This window comes from Serratia sp. 121840015-1, assembly GCF_053627655.1.
Map to the genome: position 1 here is coordinate 1,650,394 of NZ_JBSEYF010000001.1, position 16,909 is coordinate 1,667,302.

The window sequence follows — 16,909 nt, forward strand, 5'->3', positions numbered from 1 at the left end:
AGTGAACACGCTCGTTTTTATCTAAGTCAAAAAAGCAAAGGAAAGCAAGCTGCGAATACCCACCATAAGAAAGTCCTATTTCATCCCGCATCAATCCTGTGATTAACATGAGTTTAACAGTAATACGCCGTCAATTAGCGTGAGCAAGATCTGATTTAACACTTTTGCAACTTTGCGTTATCTAGTGCATACACTATAAATCAATCGTCCAGCCACGCGTTGGGCCTACGCTGAAAAAAGCCAACAGACAGGGGAAACATGATGAGCAAACAACCACGCATCGCCGTCGTCGGCGCCGGGCTGGGGGGCGCCGCCGCCGCCGGGCTGCTGCAAAAAGCCGGCTTTACCGTCGATCTGTATGAACAGAGCCCGGCGTTCTCACGCCTCGGCGCCGGCATTCACATGGGGCCGAACGTACTGAAGATTTTCCGCCGGCTAGGTATTGAGCAGCGGTTGGAGCAGATGGCGTCTCACCCCGATTTCTGGTTCAGCCGCGATGCCGAAAGCGGCGACTACCTGTCGCGCATCGAACTGGGCACCTTCGCCCGCCGGGAGTACGGCGCCGCCTATGTGACGGTGCACCGCGGCGATTTGCAGGCGTTGCAGCTCTCCGCGCTGCAGCCCGGCACCCTGCACTTCGGCAAATGCCTGAGCAAGATTGAAGATCGCGGTGACGAGGTGGTGCTGAACTTCGTCGACGGCACCTCGGCCCACGCCGACATCGTGATCGGCGCCGACGGCATCAATTCACGCATCCGCGAGCACCTGCTGGGGGCGGAAGCGCCGACCTACAGCGGCTGGGTGGCCCACCGCGCGCTGATCCGCGGCGAGAAGCTGGCGAAATACAACCTGACGTTCGAAGACTGCGTGAAGTGGTGGTCGGCGGATCGCCATCTGATGGTCTACTACACCACCCAACGGCGCGACGAGTATTACTACGTCAGCGGCGTGCCGCACCCGGCCTGGGATTTCCAGGGCAGCTTCATCGACAGCAGCCGCGAAGAAATGTTCGAGACCTTCGCCGGCTACCATCCGATCGTGCAGGCGCTGATCGAATCCAGCGAGCAGGTCACCAAATGGCCATTACTGAACCGCAAACCGCTGCCGCTGTGGAGCGAAGGCCGTCTGGTGCTGCTCGGCGATGCCTGCCATCCGATGAAACCACACATGGCGCAGGGCGCGGCGATGGCGATCGAAGACGCCGCCATGCTGACCCGCTGCCTGCAGGAAACCGGCCTCGGCGACTACCGCACCGCCTTCCAGCTGTATGAAGCCAACCGCAAGGAGCGCGCATCCAGGGTGCAGGCGGTGTCCAACGCCAATACCTTCCTGCGCACTCAGGAAAATCCGGCCTGGGTCTACGGCTATGACCTGTACACGCAAGCGCTGAAATCGGAGAACGCCGCATGAGCACCTTCCTCTACGGCGCCCACGTTCACGCCAACGGCATTCGCCAACATTACCTGCGCTACGGCGGCCACGGCCCGGCGCTGATCCTGATCCCCGGTATCACCAGCCCGGCGATCACCTGGGGCTTCGTCGCCGAGCGGCTGGGAGAAAAATACGACGTCTACGTACTCGACGTACGCGGCCGCGGTCTGTCGTCCAGCGGCCCGGAACTGGCTTATGACGCAGAGACCTGCGCGCAGGACGTCAATGCCTTCGCCGCCGCGCTGAACCTGGCCAGTTACGCCCTGCTCGGCCATTCGATGGGCGCCCGCTTCGCCCTGCGCGCCGCCGTTTTGCAGCCCGCCGGCGTGCGGCGACTGGTGCTGGTCGACCCGCCGGTTTCCGGCCCCGGCCGCCGCGCCTATCCCGGCCAATGGCCTTGGTACGCCGACTCTATCCGGCAGTCGCTGCCGGGCATGAGCGCCGAGCAGATGCGCGCCTTCTGCCCGACCTGGAGCGAGGAGCAACGCCGGCTGCGCGCCGAGTGGCTGCATACCTGCTACGAGCCGGCGATCCAACGCGCCTACGACGATTTTCATCAGGTGGACAGCCACCGTGACTACCCGCTGCTGGCCATGCCGACGCTGCTGATGGTCGCGGGCAAAGGCGGCGTCATTCAGCCCGAAGACCGGGCGGAGATCCGCGCGCTGCAGCCGGAGATCGCCATCGTCGAGGTCGAGAACGCCGGACACATGATCCCGTGGGACAATTTCGACGGCTTCTTCCGCGCCCTGGGCAATTTTCTGGATTAACTGAGGAACACCGACATGAGCAACCACTACCGCATCGGACAGATCGTGCCCAGCTCCAACACCACGATGGAAACCGAGATCCCGGCGATGCTGGGCGCGCGCCAGCTGATACGCCCGGAGCGTTTCACCTTTCACTCCAGCCGCATGCGCATGAAACACGTCAATAAAGAAGAGCTGGCGGCGATGGACGCCGAGTCCGATCGCTGCGCGCTGGAACTCTCCGACGCGCGGGTCGACGTGCTCGGCTACGCCTGCCTGGTGGCCATCATGGCAATGGGGCTGGGCTACCACCGCGAATCGCAGGCCCGGCTGGCGCAGGTGACGAAAGACAATCAGGCCGCCGCGCCGGTTATCAGCAGCGCCGGCGCGCTGGTCAACGGCCTGAAGGTGATCGGCGCCAAACGCATCGCGCTGGTGGCGCCCTATATGAAACCGCTGACCCAGCTGGTGGTGGACTACATCCAGCACGAAGGCATTGAGGTCAAGGTATGGCGCGCGCTGGAGATCCCGGACAACCTCGACGTCGGCCGGCACGATCCGGCCAGGCTGCCGGGGATCGTCGCCGAGATGGATTTACGCGAGGTCGATGCTATCGTGCTGTCCGCCTGCGTGCAGATGCCTTCGCTGCCGGCCGTTCCGACGGTGGAGGCCCAAACCGGCAAACCGGTGATCACCGCCGCCATCGCCACCACTTACGCGATGCTGACCGCGCTGGAGCTGGAGCCGATCGTCCCCGGCGCCGGCGCCCTGCTGTCCGGCGCCTATTGAGGAGGCATGATGAACGACACCCTCAGCGACAATTATCGCGGCGTCTGGGGCCAGCGCCTCGGATTCGGCCGGCGCCCGGCGCTGCTGGCGATCGACTTTATGCAGGCCTACACCACCGAAGGCGCGCCGCTGTTCGCGCCGGGCGTGGTGAGCGCGGTCGAGGAAAGCCGCGAGCTGCTGGCCTGTGCGCGCCGCACGGGAATTCCTGTGATCCACACCCATATCCGCTATCATGCAGGCCATTTTGCCGATGGCGGCCTGTGGGTCAAAAAAGCGCCGGTGATGAAGGACATGGTGGCGGGCAACCCGCTGGCGGCGTTCTGCCCGCCGGTGGCGCCGCTGGCCGATGAGGTGGTGCTGAGCAAGCAATACGCCAGCGCCTTCTTCGGCACCGCGCTGGCGCCGCTGCTGGTGGCGCAAGGGATCGACACGCTGCTGATGATCGGCTGCTCCACCAGCGGCTGCATCCGCGCCAGCGCGGTGGACGCGGTGCAGCACGGCTTTCGCGCCATGGTGGTGCGCGAGTGCGTCGGCGATCGTCACCCCGGCCCGCACGAAGCCAACCTGTTCGACATCGACAGCAAATACGGCGACGTGGTGCACAAACGGGAGGCGCTCGACTACCTGAACCGGTTATGAATCAACGACTCACCTGCAACGACAATAACGAAGGCGCAGACAGCGCCTCACGCGACCGCCCGAAACAGGGCGGCGCCCCTGCAACGCAAACACAACAGGCGCCTCCTGCGGAGGCCAACACGCACCACCTGGAGACAACATCATGGCCATTGTCGACACCCCGCTGGCGGGGAAAGCGGACGCAGAATCGCTGCTGCTGTACCGCAAAATCACCTGGAAACTGATCCCGTTTCTTTGCCTGTGTTACCTGGCGGCCTACCTCGATCGCATCAACGTCGGGCTGGCCAAGCTGCAGATGGCCGATGCGCTGCAGCTGAGCGAAGCGGCCTTCGGCCTGGGCGCCGGGCTGTTCTTCGTCGGCTATATTCTGTTCGAGGTGCCGAGCAACCTGATCCTGCAGCGCGTCGGCGCCAAGATGTGGATCGCCCGCATCATGATCACCTGGGGGCTGCTGTCCACCGCCACCATGTTCGTCACCACGCCCACCCAGTTCTACGTCATCCGCTTTCTGCTCGGCGTGGCGGAGGCCGGTTTTCTGCCCGGCGTGCTCTTTTACCTGACGCTATGGTTCCCGACCTATCGCCGCGGCCGCATCATCGCGCTGTTCATGATCGGCCTGCCGCTGTCCAGCGTGATCGGCGGGCCGCTCTCTGGCTGGATCATGGGCCATTTCGACATGCGCCACGGGCTGCACGGCTGGCAGTGGCTGTTTTTGCTGGAGGGCATTCCCAGCGTGCTGTTGGGGGTGCTGACCTTCTGGCTGTTGCCTAACACTTATCAGCAGGCCAAGTGGCTGACGCCCGAGGAAAAACAGCGCATCGCCGACGATTTGGCGCGTGACGACGCCGAGGCCGATCACGGCAAGCACAGCTTCCGCGACGGCTTCTTCAACCTGAAAGTGTGGATGCTCGGCGGCATCGACTTCGCCATTCTGCTCAGCGCCTACGCCATGGGCTTTTGGATGCCGACCTTCATCAAAACCGCCGGCGTCACCGACATCACCACCATCGGCTACCTGACGGCGATCCCCAGCGTCGCCGCCCTGCTCGGCATGCTGCTGATCGGCAGCAGTTCCGACCGGCTGCGCGAACGGCGCTGGCATATCATCGTGCCATTTATCGTCGGCGCGCTGGCAATGGCCGGCAGCACCTTCTTCACCCACAATGCGCTGGCCACGGTGCTGCTGTTCTCCATCGCCCAGGCGGCGATCATCGGCGCGGTGCCGGTATTCTTCAGCCTGCCGGCCACCTTCCTGCGCGGCACGGCGGCGGCGACCGGCTTCGCACTGGCCTGTTCGCTGGCCAACATCGCCGGGCTGGTGAGCAATTCGCTGATGGGGCTGGCACTGGATCTGACCGGCAAGAGCGGCGGCGCGCTCTGGGCCTTCGCCGGCTGCCTGCTGCTCAGCTCGCTGCTGGTGGTGGCCCTGCCGGCCAAGGTGGTAAACCGCTGAATGTCGGCCAAGCCGAAAAAGACGAAGGGCGCATAACGCGCCCTTTTGTTTACTTACCGGAAATGGCCGAACTTACTCGTCCTTCAGCCCGCGGTTGATCAGCATCGGTTCGATGCTCGGCTCTTTGCCGCGCCAGTCGATGTACAGCTTCTCCAGATCCTGGCTGTTGCCGCGCGACAGGATCATGTCGCGGAAGCGCTGGCCGTTTTCGGCGGTCAGGCCACCGTGTTCGGTGAACCACTGGAAGGCGTCGTCCGCCAGCATTTCCGTCCACAGATAGGCGTAGTAGCCCGCGGCGTAGCCGTTACCCCAGATGTGCTGGAAATAGCTGGAACGGTAGCGCGGCGGCACGTAGCTGAGATCGACCTTGTCTTTTTGCAGCGACTCGGCCTCGAACTTGTCCACGTCCTGCTGCGGCTGGTCGGCAGCCAGCATGTGCCAGTGCATGTCCAGCAGCGCGGCGGACAGCAGCTCGGTCATGCTGTAGCCCTTGTTGAACTTGTCGGCCTTCTTGATCTTGTCGACCAGTTCCTGCGGCATCGCCTCGCCGGTCTGGTAATGCTTGGCGAAGTGGCTGAACACTTTCGGATCGCTGACCCAGTGCTCGTTGAACTGCGACGGGAACTCGACGAAGTCGCGCGCGGTGTTGGTGCCCGACAGGCTCGGGTATTCCTGATCGGCGAACATGCCGTGCAGCGCGTGGCCGAACTCGTGGAACATGGTGATTACGTCGTCATACGACAGCAGCGCCGGCTGGCCCGGCGCCGGTTTGGTGAAGTTGGCGACGTTGTAGATCACCGGCTTGGTGCCGTTAAGCTTCGACTGATCGACGAAGTTGCTCATCCAGGCGCCGCCGCCCTTGTTGTCGCGCTTGAAGTAGTCGGTGTAGAACAGCGCCAGCGATTTGCCGTCCTTGTCGAACACTTCATACACCTTGACGTCCGGCTGGTAGACCGGGATGTCCTTGCGCTCTTTGAAGCTGATGCCGTACAGCAGGTTGGCGGCGTAGAACACGCCGTTGTTCAGCACGTTGTTCAGCTCGAAGTAAGGCTTGATCTGCGACTCGTCCAGATCGTACTTGGCCTTGCGCACCTGTTCGGCGTAGAACTGCCAGTCCCAGGCCTGCACCTTGAAATCGCCTTTCTGCTGGTCGATCACCGCCTGAATGTCTTTGGCCTCACGCTCGGCGCGCGCGGTAGCCGCCGGTACGATGTTGTGCATAAAGCTCAGCGCGGCATCCGGCGTCTTGGCCATCTGGTTTTGCAGTTTCCAGGCGGCGTAGTTCGGGTAGCCCAGCAGCTTGGCCTGCTCGGCGCGCACCTTGGCCAGACGGGAGATGGTCTGGCGGGTATCGTTGCCGTCGCCCTTCTCCGCACGCGTCCAGGAGGCGTCGAACAGCGCTTGGCGGGTATCGCGATCTTTCAGGCTCTGCAGCAGCGGCTGTTGCGTGGTGTTTTGCAGCACCAGCAGCCACTGTTTCTCCAGCTTGCGTTCGGCGGCCGCCTGCGCCGCCGCAGCCAGCTCGCCTTCCGACAGGCCGTCCAGCTTCGCCGGGTCGGTTATCGCCAGCGCGCCGTTCTTGCTCGCCGCCAGCAGTTTGTTGGTGAACTGGGTGCTCAGCGTCGCCGCTTCCTGGTTCAGCGCCTTCAGCTTGGCCTTGTCGGCGTCCGACAGGTTGGCGCCCGCCAGCTCGAAGTTCTTGTAGGTCACTTCCACCAGCCGGCGCGATTCCGGATCCAGCTTCAGCGCATCGCGATCCTGATAGATGGCCTTGATGCGAGCGAACAGCTTGCCGTTGAGCATGATGTCGTCGTTCAATGCCGCCAGCTTCGGCGAGGTTTCTTCATCCAGTTTCTGCAGCGCGTCGCTGGTGTTGGCCGAAGTCATGGCGCCGAACACGTTCATCACCCGCGTCAGCAGCGAACCGGCCTGCTCCAGCGCCACGAAGGTATTCTTGAAATTAGGCTTGGCCGGGTTGTTGGCGATCTTCTCCACCTCTTCCCGCTTTTGCTTGATGCCCGCCTCGATCGCCGGCGCGTAGTCGCTCTCCTTGATCAGGTTGAACGGCGGCGCCTGGAACGGCAGACGGCTTTGATAGAAGAACGGATTCTGAGTCTTTTGCTTGTCGTGCTGATTGGCTTCACCGGTCACGGTAGCCTCCTTCGCCTGGCCGCTGGGCAGCGCGCTATGGTCGGCGTGAGGTTGGGTTTCTGCTGCCTGTGCCTGCGCGCCCAGCGCCATGCCGATCGCCAGCACCAATGTGGATAAACGCATCAAATCGAAACTCCTCCATGTTCACGGAATAAGGTCTCGGGGAATCGCTCCCTCTGAGTCACCTCCTAGCTTAGGTGCAGTTGGCAGTTTGAGCAAAAACAAGTGATTAGAAGTTGGCCGCCTCGCCAACCTGCTGTATCAGGAACGTCAGCAACGCGCGCGTTTTGGCCGGCAGATAGCGGCGACCGGGGTAAACGGCATACAGCTGCAACGGCGCCGGCGGCAGTGCCAGCGGCACCTCAACCAAACGGCCGTCGGCCAGAAACGGCCGGCAGCCGAGTTCGGAAAGCATGGCGAACCCCACGCCGGCCAAGGCCGCCTTTAGCGCCATCTCCCCGCTGTTGACGCGATAGCGCGTATTGACCGGGACGGTAACGAAGGTTCCGTCCGGGCGGACGAACTGCCACGGCATCCCCTTCAGCGCATCCACCGTGCTGATGCAGGGCAATTGCGTGAATTGTTCAATCGCCGACGACGGCGGCCACTGCGCCAGCAACGCCGGAGCGGCCACCACGATGCAGGGGAAAGACGCCAGCGGCTGCGCGACATAGTCGCTGTCGTCCAGCATGCCCCGGCTGATCATCACCGCCAGATCGACATCATCGAGCAGTGACGCCATGCCCGCCAGGTTGGTCACGCAGCTGATTTCGATCTGCGGATGCTGCACGGCGAACGCCGCCAGCGGCTCGCCCAACAGGTATGGCCCCACTTCATTGGGCACGCACAGGCGCAGCGGCCCGCGCAGCTGTTGCTGCCGCTCGCTGAGGGTTTGCGCGGTGTGTTCCAGCGACGCCAGCAGCGGCTGGGTGCGTTCATGCAATAGCTGGCCGTTCGGCGTCAGCCGCATCGAACGGGTGCTGCGTTCGAGCAATCGCTGCTCGAGCTGGCGCTCCAGCTGAGAGATATAGCGGCTGACGTTGGAGGTCGGCATCGCCAGCGCCCGCGCCGCCCCGACGAAGCTGCCTTGCTCCACCACCGTCACGAAAATGCGTAGCAGGTTTAAATCCAATTTGGCGCGCATAATTATCCCTAATTTGATAACAAACCATGCCATTTCTACCATCTAATCCCGACCAACGCCAAACGCTACACTGCCGGCCTGATTCTGCAACCCATGGATGCTTATGACACCCGCGAGAAAGCTGACGGCGATAACGCTGGTCATCGCCTTTATTCAGTTCACCAATGCCCTGGAATACATGGTATTCAACCCGATATTCCTCTACATGGCCGCCGATTTTTCCGTGCCCGTCAGCTTCGCCGGCTATGTCAGCGCGGCCTATACGCTGGCCGCGGTGATTTCCGGCATCGGCGCATTTTTCTGGATCGGCGGCGTTGAGAAGCGGCGCTTTCTGCTGCTCAATGTCACGCTGCTGGGCGTGACCACCTTATTGATCGCCACAACCCAGCAGTTTTACTGGCTGCTGGCACTGCGGCTGTTGGCCGGGCTGTTGGGCGGCACCACGATGGGCGTTGGGATCGGCCTGCTGCTCAACGCCGCACCGGCCGCACTGCACGGCAGAATGTTGGCGACGGTGATCGCGTCCTTTTCGTTGGTGAGCATTGTCGGCATGCCGGGCATGCTGTACCTGTGCGAAGTGGCGAGCTGGCGCGCCGCGCTGGTGACTATCGGCGGGCTGTGTCTGCTGGCGGCCGTCTTGGTCGCGCTGTTCGTTCCCAGGGATGCGCCGCAGCCACGGGCTACCGCGCCCGTCGCGCTCGATCGCCGATTGCTGCTGTTCGCCGCCGCCGCCGGCCTGACGCAGTTCAGCCCGATGCTGCTGATCCCGGTGCTGGCGCCGCTGCTCACCCAGCGGCTACAGGTGGCAGACGCGCATTTGCCCTGGCTGTTTCTCATCGGCGGCGTGGCCGGCTATCTGGCGACCGTACTGGCGGGCCGCTGGCTGCAACGCTTTGGCACCGTGACGCTGACGGTGGGCGCCACGCTGTTGCTGCTGGGCAGCCTGTGGCTGGCGGCGCGCGGTGGCGATCGCGGCGAGCTGTTCATGGTCGCGTTTCTCGCGGCGGCCTATGCGCGGCTGGTGGCGATCTCTTCCCTGAGCATGCGCTGGCCGGACGCTCGGCAGCGCGCCGCCTTTGGCGTACTGCAAACCGCCCTGATACACCTGAGCGCCACGGCGGCCTTCTTGCTCTCCTCCGCGTTGCTGAGCAGCGGCCTCACCCCGCTTAGCCTGCAACGCCTGTTATGGCTGTGCGCGCTGAGCGCGGTCGCCGTCGCGCCGCTCAGCGTTTGGCTGCAGGCGCGGCTGCGTCAGCGCGGCGCCTGATAAACCACCTTGCCGTCCACATAGGTGCGATAAATATTGCGATCGTCCCCCAGGGTCATCAGCACGAACCCTTGTTCCGCCGACGTGGCGCTGTTGGCGTAGCGCAACTGCTGCAGCGGCGTGACCGCCGGATCGAGCACCACAAAATCCGCCTCTTTGCCGACGTTGAAGTTGCCGATTTTGTCGTCCAGCGCCAGCGCGCGGGCGCCGCCCAGGGTGGCGTGATAGAACGCTTCTACGGCAGAGAGCCGGTAATGCTGCAGCTGGCCGACTTTGTACGCCTCGCCCAACGTGCGCAGCATATTGAAGGTGGTGCCGGCCCCCACGTCAGTGCCGATGCCGAGCTTCACTCGCTTACGCCAGGCCTGCTGCAGGTCGAACAGCCCGCTGCCGAGGAACAGGTTGGAGGTGGGGCAAAACGCGATCGCCGAGCGGGTCTCGCACAGGCAGTCCCACTCCTGCTCCTCCAGGTGCAGGCAGTGGGCGAACACGCTTTTGCCGCCGGTCATGCCGTAGCGATGGTAAACGTCCAGATAGCTTTGGCTCTGCGGGAACAGCGATTTTACCCAGGCCACTTCCTGCGGATTCTCGCTCAGGTGCGTCTGCAGCCAAACGTCGGGGAATTCTTCGCGCAGCCGCTGCACCTGCGCCAACAGCGCCGGGGTACTGGTGGGCGCAAAGCGCGGCGTAATGGCGTAGCCGAGGCGGCCTTTGCCGTGCCAGCGTTCGATCAACTCACGCGTCTGGCGATAACTTTGCTCCGGCGTTTCCAGCAGCGCCTCCGGCGCATGGCGATCCATCATCACCTTACCGGCGATCAGGCGCATATTCAGCGCTTGCGCCTGGGTGAACAGCGCATCGACCGACTGCGGGTGCACGCTGCCGAACACCAGCGCGGTGGTGGTGCCGTTGCTCAGCAACTCCCGCAGAAAGAAGGCCGACATCTCGTCGGCGTGCTGTTCGCAGCCGTAACGGCTTTCGGTCGGGAAGGTGTAATTGTTTAACCACCCCAGCAACTGGTCGCCATAGGCGCCGATCATTTCGGTTTGTGGGTAGTGGATATGGGTGTCGATAAAGCCCGGCACGATCGGTTTATCGCGATACTCCGTGACCGCGAAACCCGGCGGCAACAGCGCCTCACCCTGCTGCCAGCTGCCGAACCAGACGATGGTGCCCTCGTTGAGCAGCAACAAACCGTCGGGAATGTGCCGCAGGCGTTCGTCGAGCTGTTGCGGTTCCTCCACGCAGGCGGTGATATCAAAAAAATTGCCACGAATAGCCGTGGTGAATTGCAGTGCCATTATTTTCTTCCTTGTGACGACCGGCCAAGCTCACCCGCGTAATAATCTTCGCTGATGAAACAATGCCTTTTATTACCCAAACTCAAAGACCGGATTAAGCATAGCAAGCCGTGTGCCAATAGGCGGACATAAAATACATTTACATTTAAAAACAGAGACATATTAATTTAATCAAAGAAAACCAACCGATGAAAAAGAATAAAACGCGCGGCGATCTTCAACGGTAGACCAATAGCAACCGTTTGCTTGCCGGAATAACGCCGCGCCGCTGCACCTTTACCGGGCAAGCGGATAATTTCGCGGCCGCTGCGGTTATTTTAACGCGATGCAAAGCGGTCTGCCCCATTCCGCAGGCCACCCGACAAACTTGAAACGATAACCATTCTCAATTATCATCCGCGCATCTTTTTGACCAGCAATGCGAAAACCATGTCCGCCACCGCTTCTGCCCCGCACGCCGCGCTGTCGCGCCTTTACGCCACCCACCATGCCTGGTTGCAGGGATGGCTGCGCAGGCGGCTGGGCTGCGCTTTCGACGCGGACGATGTGGCGCAGGACACCTTCATGCGCCTGCTGAAAAGCGACGCCGCGGCGACCCTGCGCGAGCCGAAAGATTTTCTGGTCACTGTCGCCAAGCGGGTGATGGTCGATCTGTTTCGCCGCAGAACGCTGGAGCGCGCCTATCTGGAGATACTGGCGCTGATCCCGGACGGCTATGCCCCGTCGCCGGAGCAGCGCCAGAGCCTGCTGGAAAGCCTGCAGCAGATCGACGCCATGCTCGACGGCCTGGGGCCGAAGGTGAAACAGGCCTTCCTGCTGTCGCAGCTCGAAGGCCTGGGCTATGCGGACATCGCCGTGCGCCTCGGCGTGTCGGTCAGCTCGGTTAAAAAATACATGGCCAAGGCCACCGAGCATTGCCTGCTGTTCAGCCTGGAAAACGACGTTTTCTCATGAGCAACGCCATCACCCCCGAGCAGCGCCAGGCGCTGAAGATGGCCGCACACTGGTATGCCCTGCTGTGCGATGAACACGTCACCGACCGCCAGCGCCAACAGTGGCAAGCCTGGCATCAGCAGCATGACGATCACCGCTGGGCCTGGCAGCGCGTCGAAGCGTTGCAGAGCCAGCTGCAGGGCGTACCGGGCAAGTTCAGCTACCGTGCGCTCGATCGCGCCGGCCGCCAATCGGCGATCGATCGCCGCACCCTGCTGAAGAGCCTGCTGCTGTTGCTCGGCGTGGGCGGCGGCGGCTTCCTTTACCAGTCGCCGCTCGGCCGGGAGCTGCGCGCCGACTACCGCACCGCCACCGGCGAGATCAAACCCATAGTGTTAAGCGACGGTACCCAGCTGGTGCTGAACACCGCCAGCGCGGTGGACGTGCATTACGACGATCGCCAACGGCTGATCCGCTTGCACGCCGGGGAAATCAGCCTGGTGACCGGACGCGACCCCCGGCCGCTGTGGGTGCAAAGCCCGCAGGGAGCGATGCGCGCGCTCGGCACCCGCTTTTTGGTGCGTGAGAACGGCGGCGAGACGCGCCTGACGGTGCTGGAGCATGCGGTCGAAGCGCAGCTGGCGCAGGACGCGCGGCAAACTCGCCGGGTGGAAGCCGGAGAACAGATAAGCTTCAGCGCCGCGGCCTTCAGCGACAAACAACCGGCTGCGGCGGAGGACGGCTGGCTGCGCGGCGTGCTGAGCGTCAGCCAGTGGCGGCTGGACCGGGTGATCGCCGAACTGGCGCGCTACCGGCGCGGCCATCTGAGCTGCGATCCGGCCGTCGCCGGCCTGCGCGTCAGCGGCAGTTTCCCGCTCAACGATACCGATCGCGCCCTTGCCCTGCTCAGCCAGACCCTGCCGGTGCGCCTGCAGAGCTTTACCCGCTATTGGCTGAAAATCGTCCCCGCCTGAATCTTTTTAAATGAAAATGATAAAAAATCGCATTCTTGATTGTCCCTTTTGCTTTGCTCATCCGACTCCCAGGAAAACACTGCAGCAATAAATAAAAAATGATTTAGGAGAAGGTATGAACAACGCTTGGGGAAAGGGAGCGCCGGCTTCGCTTTGGGGAAAACGGGCCACGCCGCTGGCCGTGGCCATTGGCCTGGCCTTCGCCGCACCGCTGACGGCGAGCGCCGCCAGCGCCGCTGCAACCTATCACATTCCGGCCGGTGAGCTGGACGGCGCGCTGAACGCGTTCGCCGCGCGCGCCGGCATCGCGCTCTCGGTGGACGGCACGCTGACCGCCGGTAAGCGTTCGCCGGGCCTGAGCGGCAGCTACGGCGTCGATGACGGCCTGAACGCCCTGCTGGCCGGCAGCGGCCTGCAGGCTAAAGCGCTCGGCAACCACGGTTACACGCTGGCCAAACTGCCGCAGCCGCAGAAGGAAGAAGACATCACCGTGGTCGGTGACTGGCTGGCGGAAGGCCGTCAGGTAGACGTGTTCGAACATCCCGGCGCGCGCGACGTGGTGCGCCGCGAAGAATTCGCCAAAACCGGCACCACCACCGTGCGCGAAGCGTTGAACCGCGTGCCGGGCGTGGTGGCACCTGAGAACAACGGCACCGGCAGCCATGACATGGCGCTGAACTTCGGCATTCGCGGCCTCAACCCGCGCCTCGCCAGCCGCTCCACCGTGTTGATGGACGGCATCCCGGTGCCCTTCGCCCCTTACGGCCAGCCGCAGCTGTCGCTGGCGCCGGTCTCGCTCGGCAATATGGATGCGATTGACGTGGTGCGCGGCGGCGGCGCGGTGCGTTACGGGCCACAGAGCGTCGGCGGCGTCGTCAACTTCGTCACCCGTGCCATCCCGAAAACCTTCGGCATGGAGGCCGGCATGCAGGGGCAGCTCAGCCCAACCTCGCGCCAGGATCACCCGAAAGGCACCGGTAACCTGATGATCGGCGGCACCGCCGACAACGGCCTCGGCGCGGCGCTGCTCTACTCCGGCACCCGCGGCAGCGACTGGCGCGAACACAGCGCGACCAAAATTGACGATGTGATGCTGAAAAGCCGTTACGCCCCGAACGAAGTGCACACCTTCAACAGCCTGCTGCAATACTACGAAGGCGAAGCGGACATGCCGGGCGGCCTGAGCCGGGCGGACTACAACGCCAACCCGTTCCAGTCGACGCGCCCGTACGACAAGTTCTGGGGCCGGCGCCAGCTGGCGAACTTCGGCTACCAGTATCAGCCGGATCAGCAGCACAAGTTCGACGTGCAGAGCTTCTACACCTACACCCTGCGCAGCGGCTATCTCGATCAGGGCAAAAACCTGACGCTGTCGCCGCGCGAATACTGGGTGCGCGGCGTGGAACCGCGCTACAGCCAGAGCTTCCGCTGGGGCGATTCGGCCCATGAAGTGGGCGTCGGCTACCGCTACGTCAGCGAATCCACCCACGAGCTGCGCTACACCAGCAAGGCCAGCACCGGCCGGCTGCCGTCCACCGCCAGCCCGTACGATCGCGACACCCAGTCCGGCACCGAGGCGCACGCCTTCTATATCGACGATCGCATCGATATCGGCGACTGGACCATTACGCCGGGCATGCGCTACGAGTACATCAAGTCGTATCAGAACAACTACATCAAGAACAACCGCCTCGACGTTAGCTATAACGCGCCGCTGCCGGCGTTGAACGTGATGTATCACCTGAACGAATACTGGAACCTGTACGCCAACACCGAAGGCTCCTTCGGCACCGTACAGTACAGCCAGATGGGCAAAGCGGTCGACAGCGGCAAGATTGAACCCGAGAAGGCGCGCACCTGGGAGCTGGGCACCCGCTACGCCGGCGATGCGCTGACCGGTGAGATCGGGCTGTTCCTGATCAACTTCAACAACCAGTACGACTCCAACCAGGTGACCGACAGCGTGACCGCGCGCGGCAAAACCCGCCACGCCGGGCTGGAAGGCAGCCTGCGTTACGATCTGTCGCAGCTGACGCCGAAACTGGACGACCTGACCGCCTACGCCAGCTACGCCTACGTCAACGCCACCATCCGTGAAGACGGCGGCTACAAGGGCAATCAGGTGCCGTTCTCGCCGAAGCATAAAGGCACGCTGGGGCTGGACTACACGCCGGGCAACTGGGCGTTTAACCTTAACGGCGAGTTCCAATCCAGCCAGTTCGCCGACAACGCCAACACCGTGGCGGAAAGCGCCGACGGCAGCACCGGCCGCATTCCCGGCTATATGCTGTGGGGCGTGCGCGCCGCCTATGATTTCGGCCCGGAAATGGCCGGTCTGAATCTGGGCGTCGGCGTGAAAAACCTGTTCAACCACGAGTATTTCACCCGCGCCTATGACGACAATAACAAAGGTCTGTACGTCGGCCAGCCGCGCACGATCTATCTGCAAGGCTCGGTGAAGTTCTGACCCCCGGCGGCGGGCGCACCTATCGCGCTCGCCGCCTCACTTATAGCGTGACATTGTCACCAAACCCGTTCTTTCCATCTTGCCCAAGCGACGAAAAATAAGTCGCTTCTGCCGCCAATGCGCGTAATATCGACGATCCGCCCTAATTTATAGGCGCGGATTTTTTGCCGTTCTGGCCTGAAAAGCGAGGGAAAATAAGATGAATCATAATGACCTTTCTCAGTGCCGCGTGGACACCGACCGTTTGTTGATTGCCCCCTTTACCGCAGCAGACGCCGACGATGTTTACCAGGCGATCACCCCCACTCTGACACGCTTTATGGCCTTTGAGCCGGAGGCGTCGCCGGAAGATTTCGCCAACGTCTGGCAAGGCTGGCTGCCGCTGATGCGCGAAGGCGAAGAAGTGATCTTCGTCGCCCGCCGGCGCGAAGACCGACAGTTCGTCGGCGTCGGCGGCGCGCACAACCTGCGCAGCCACACCCCGGAGCTGGGCATCTGGGTGAAAGAGGGCCTGCACGGCCAGGGCTACGGCCGCGAAATCGTGCAAGGTATCGCGCGTTGGGCCAGCGAACGCTTCCAGCCGCCGCACTTTCTCTACCCGGTGGCCGAACAGAATACCGCCAGCCGCCGCCTCGTCGAGTCGCTGGGCGGCGTGCTGGCCGGCCGCTGCGAACGCGTCAAGTACGACGCCGTGGTATACCACCTGCCGCCTCAGCGCTAATCAGCATCGGGCCGCCGGCCCGGTGTGACCTTTTTTGCTTTCCGCCGTGATAACCGCTGCCACTGCCTGCAGGTTTGTGCTAATGATAGAGACATGTAGGGTAAAAACAGTTGAGGAACAGCAACATGATTATTTTTGTTACCGGCGCCACCTCCGGTTTCGGCGAGGCCATTGCGCGCCGTTTTATCCGTGAAGGCCACCAGGTGATCGCCGCCGGGCGCCGCCTTGAGCGTCTCGAAGAGCTGCAGGAAGAACTCGGCCAAGCCCTGCACATCGTGCGGCTCGACGTGCGCAACCGCGCCGCCATTCAGCAGGCGATCGAAGCACTGCCGGCCGAGCTGCGCCAGATCGACGTGCTGGTGAACAACGCCGGGCTGGCGCTGGGGCTGGAGCCGGCGCACAAAGCCAACGCCGATGACTGGGAAACCATGATCGACACCAACGCCAAAGGGCTGGTGAACATGACGCGTGCGCTGCTGCCGGCCATGGTCGAGCGCAACGTCGGCCATGTGATCAACATCGGCTCCACCGCCGCCAACTGGCCTTACGCCGGCGGCAACGTGTACGGCGCCACCAAGGCGTTCGTCAAACAGTTCAGCCTGGGCCTGCGCGCCGATCTGCACGGCACGCGCATCCGCGTGACCGATATCGAGCCGGGCCTGGTGGGCGGCACCGAATTCTCCAACGTGCGCTTCAAGGGCGATGACGGCAAGGTCAACAAAACCTACGAAGGCGCCGATGCGCTGACGCCGGAAGACATCGCCGAGTCGGTGTTCTGGGTCGCAACGCTGCCGGCGCGCGTCAACATCAACACGCTGGAAATGATGCCGGTCAGCCAGTCCTTCGCCGGGTTAAACATCCACCGCGGCGCCTGATCTCCAACGGCGGGA

Annotated in this window: 14 protein-coding genes; 11 read left to right on the top strand and 3 right to left on the bottom strand. The window is 63.0% G+C overall.

Translation table 11 applies throughout. The annotated features are described in order from the left end of the window. Positions 1 to 258: 258 nt before the first annotated feature. The 5 genes from ACUXAC_RS07925 (at position 259) to ACUXAC_RS07945 (ending at position 5,061) form a co-directional block, all read left to right on the top strand. Complete coding sequence (locus ACUXAC_RS07925) at positions 259 to 1,410, top strand: FAD-dependent monooxygenase (RefSeq protein ID WP_454266588.1); 1,152 nt, start codon at positions 259 to 261, stop codon at positions 1,408 to 1,410. After that, positions 1,407 to 2,201: an alpha/beta hydrolase gene (locus tag ACUXAC_RS07930; protein WP_100396364.1), complete on the top strand. Its 795-nt coding sequence runs from the start codon at positions 1,407 to 1,409 to the stop codon at positions 2,199 to 2,201. The genes ACUXAC_RS07925 and ACUXAC_RS07930 overlap by 4 nt, the downstream gene beginning before the upstream one ends. 15 nt (positions 2,202 to 2,216) lie before the next feature. Next, the gene (locus ACUXAC_RS07935) at positions 2,217 to 2,969 is read left to right on the top strand and encodes a maleate cis-trans isomerase family protein (RefSeq protein ID WP_016927838.1); all 753 of its coding nucleotides are present in this window, start codon (positions 2,217 to 2,219) and stop codon (positions 2,967 to 2,969) included. A 9-nt stretch (positions 2,970 to 2,978) separates the two neighbouring features. Further along, positions 2,979 to 3,608: an N-carbamoylsarcosine amidohydrolase gene (locus tag ACUXAC_RS07940; protein ID WP_055312376.1), complete on the top strand. Its 630-nt coding sequence runs from the start codon at positions 2,979 to 2,981 to the stop codon at positions 3,606 to 3,608. Positions 3,609 to 3,750: 142 nt separating this feature from the next. Beyond that, complete coding sequence (locus ACUXAC_RS07945; protein WP_004938595.1) at positions 3,751 to 5,061, top strand: MFS transporter; 1,311 nt, start codon at positions 3,751 to 3,753, stop codon at positions 5,059 to 5,061. 72 nt (positions 5,062 to 5,133) lie between these two features. Here the strand turns inward: ACUXAC_RS07945 and dcp are convergent, their stop codons facing one another. Together dcp and ACUXAC_RS07955 are read right to left on the bottom strand one after the other, a co-directional pair. Then, entirely contained in the window at positions 5,134 to 7,335 is a 2,202-nt protein-coding gene (gene dcp, locus ACUXAC_RS07950; RefSeq protein ID WP_454266589.1) for a peptidyl-dipeptidase Dcp, read from the bottom strand. A 106-nt stretch (positions 7,336 to 7,441) separates the two neighbouring features. Beyond that, the gene (locus tag ACUXAC_RS07955; protein WP_060440012.1) at positions 7,442 to 8,356 is read right to left on the bottom strand and encodes a LysR family transcriptional regulator; all 915 of its coding nucleotides are present in this window, start codon (positions 8,354 to 8,356) and stop codon (positions 7,442 to 7,444) included. 103 nt (positions 8,357 to 8,459) lie between these two features. Here ACUXAC_RS07955 and ACUXAC_RS07960 point away from each other — a divergent pair, with 103 nt between their 5' ends. Continuing rightward, positions 8,460 to 9,623 carry an MFS transporter gene (locus ACUXAC_RS07960; RefSeq protein ID WP_454266590.1) on the top strand — a complete coding sequence of 388 codons (1,164 nt, stop codon included), beginning with the start codon at positions 8,460 to 8,462 and terminating at the stop codon, positions 9,621 to 9,623. Here the strand turns inward: ACUXAC_RS07960 and guaD are convergent. Beyond that, on the bottom strand, positions 9,608 to 10,924 hold the full coding sequence (gene guaD, locus ACUXAC_RS07965) for a guanine deaminase (RefSeq protein WP_342121586.1): 1,317 nt from the start codon (positions 10,922 to 10,924) through the stop codon (positions 9,608 to 9,610). The genes ACUXAC_RS07960 and guaD overlap by 16 nt on opposite strands. Before the next feature lie 429 nt (positions 10,925 to 11,353). On the opposite strand from guaD, the gene fecI reads away from it, so the two are divergent. The 5 genes from fecI to ydfG all read left to right on the top strand — a co-directional run bounded on the left by fecI (position 11,354) and on the right by ydfG (position 16,894). After that, positions 11,354 to 11,878 carry a ferric citrate uptake sigma factor FecI gene (fecI, locus tag ACUXAC_RS07970; RefSeq protein WP_089185929.1) on the top strand — a complete coding sequence of 175 codons (525 nt, stop codon included), beginning with the start codon at positions 11,354 to 11,356 and terminating at the stop codon, positions 11,876 to 11,878. After that, complete coding sequence (fecR, locus tag ACUXAC_RS07975; protein ID WP_060419088.1) at positions 11,875 to 12,831, top strand: ferric citrate uptake sigma factor regulator FecR; 957 nt, start codon at positions 11,875 to 11,877, stop codon at positions 12,829 to 12,831. The genes fecI and fecR overlap by 4 nt, the downstream gene beginning before the upstream one ends. Before the next feature lie 115 nt (positions 12,832 to 12,946). Further along, the gene (gene fecA, locus ACUXAC_RS07980; protein ID WP_070914942.1) at positions 12,947 to 15,298 is read left to right on the top strand and encodes a TonB-dependent Fe(3+) dicitrate receptor FecA; all 2,352 of its coding nucleotides are present in this window, start codon (positions 12,947 to 12,949) and stop codon (positions 15,296 to 15,298) included. A 199-nt stretch (positions 15,299 to 15,497) separates the two neighbouring features. Then, the gene (locus ACUXAC_RS07985) at positions 15,498 to 16,019 is read left to right on the top strand and encodes a GNAT family N-acetyltransferase (protein ID WP_141959119.1); all 522 of its coding nucleotides are present in this window, start codon (positions 15,498 to 15,500) and stop codon (positions 16,017 to 16,019) included. A gap of 125 nt (positions 16,020 to 16,144) precedes the next feature. Further along, positions 16,145 to 16,894 carry a bifunctional NADP-dependent 3-hydroxy acid dehydrogenase/3-hydroxypropionate dehydrogenase YdfG gene (gene ydfG, locus ACUXAC_RS07990; RefSeq protein WP_016927858.1) on the top strand — a complete coding sequence of 250 codons (750 nt, stop codon included), beginning with the start codon at positions 16,145 to 16,147 and terminating at the stop codon, positions 16,892 to 16,894. The last annotated feature ends 15 nt before the right edge of the window (positions 16,895 to 16,909 follow it).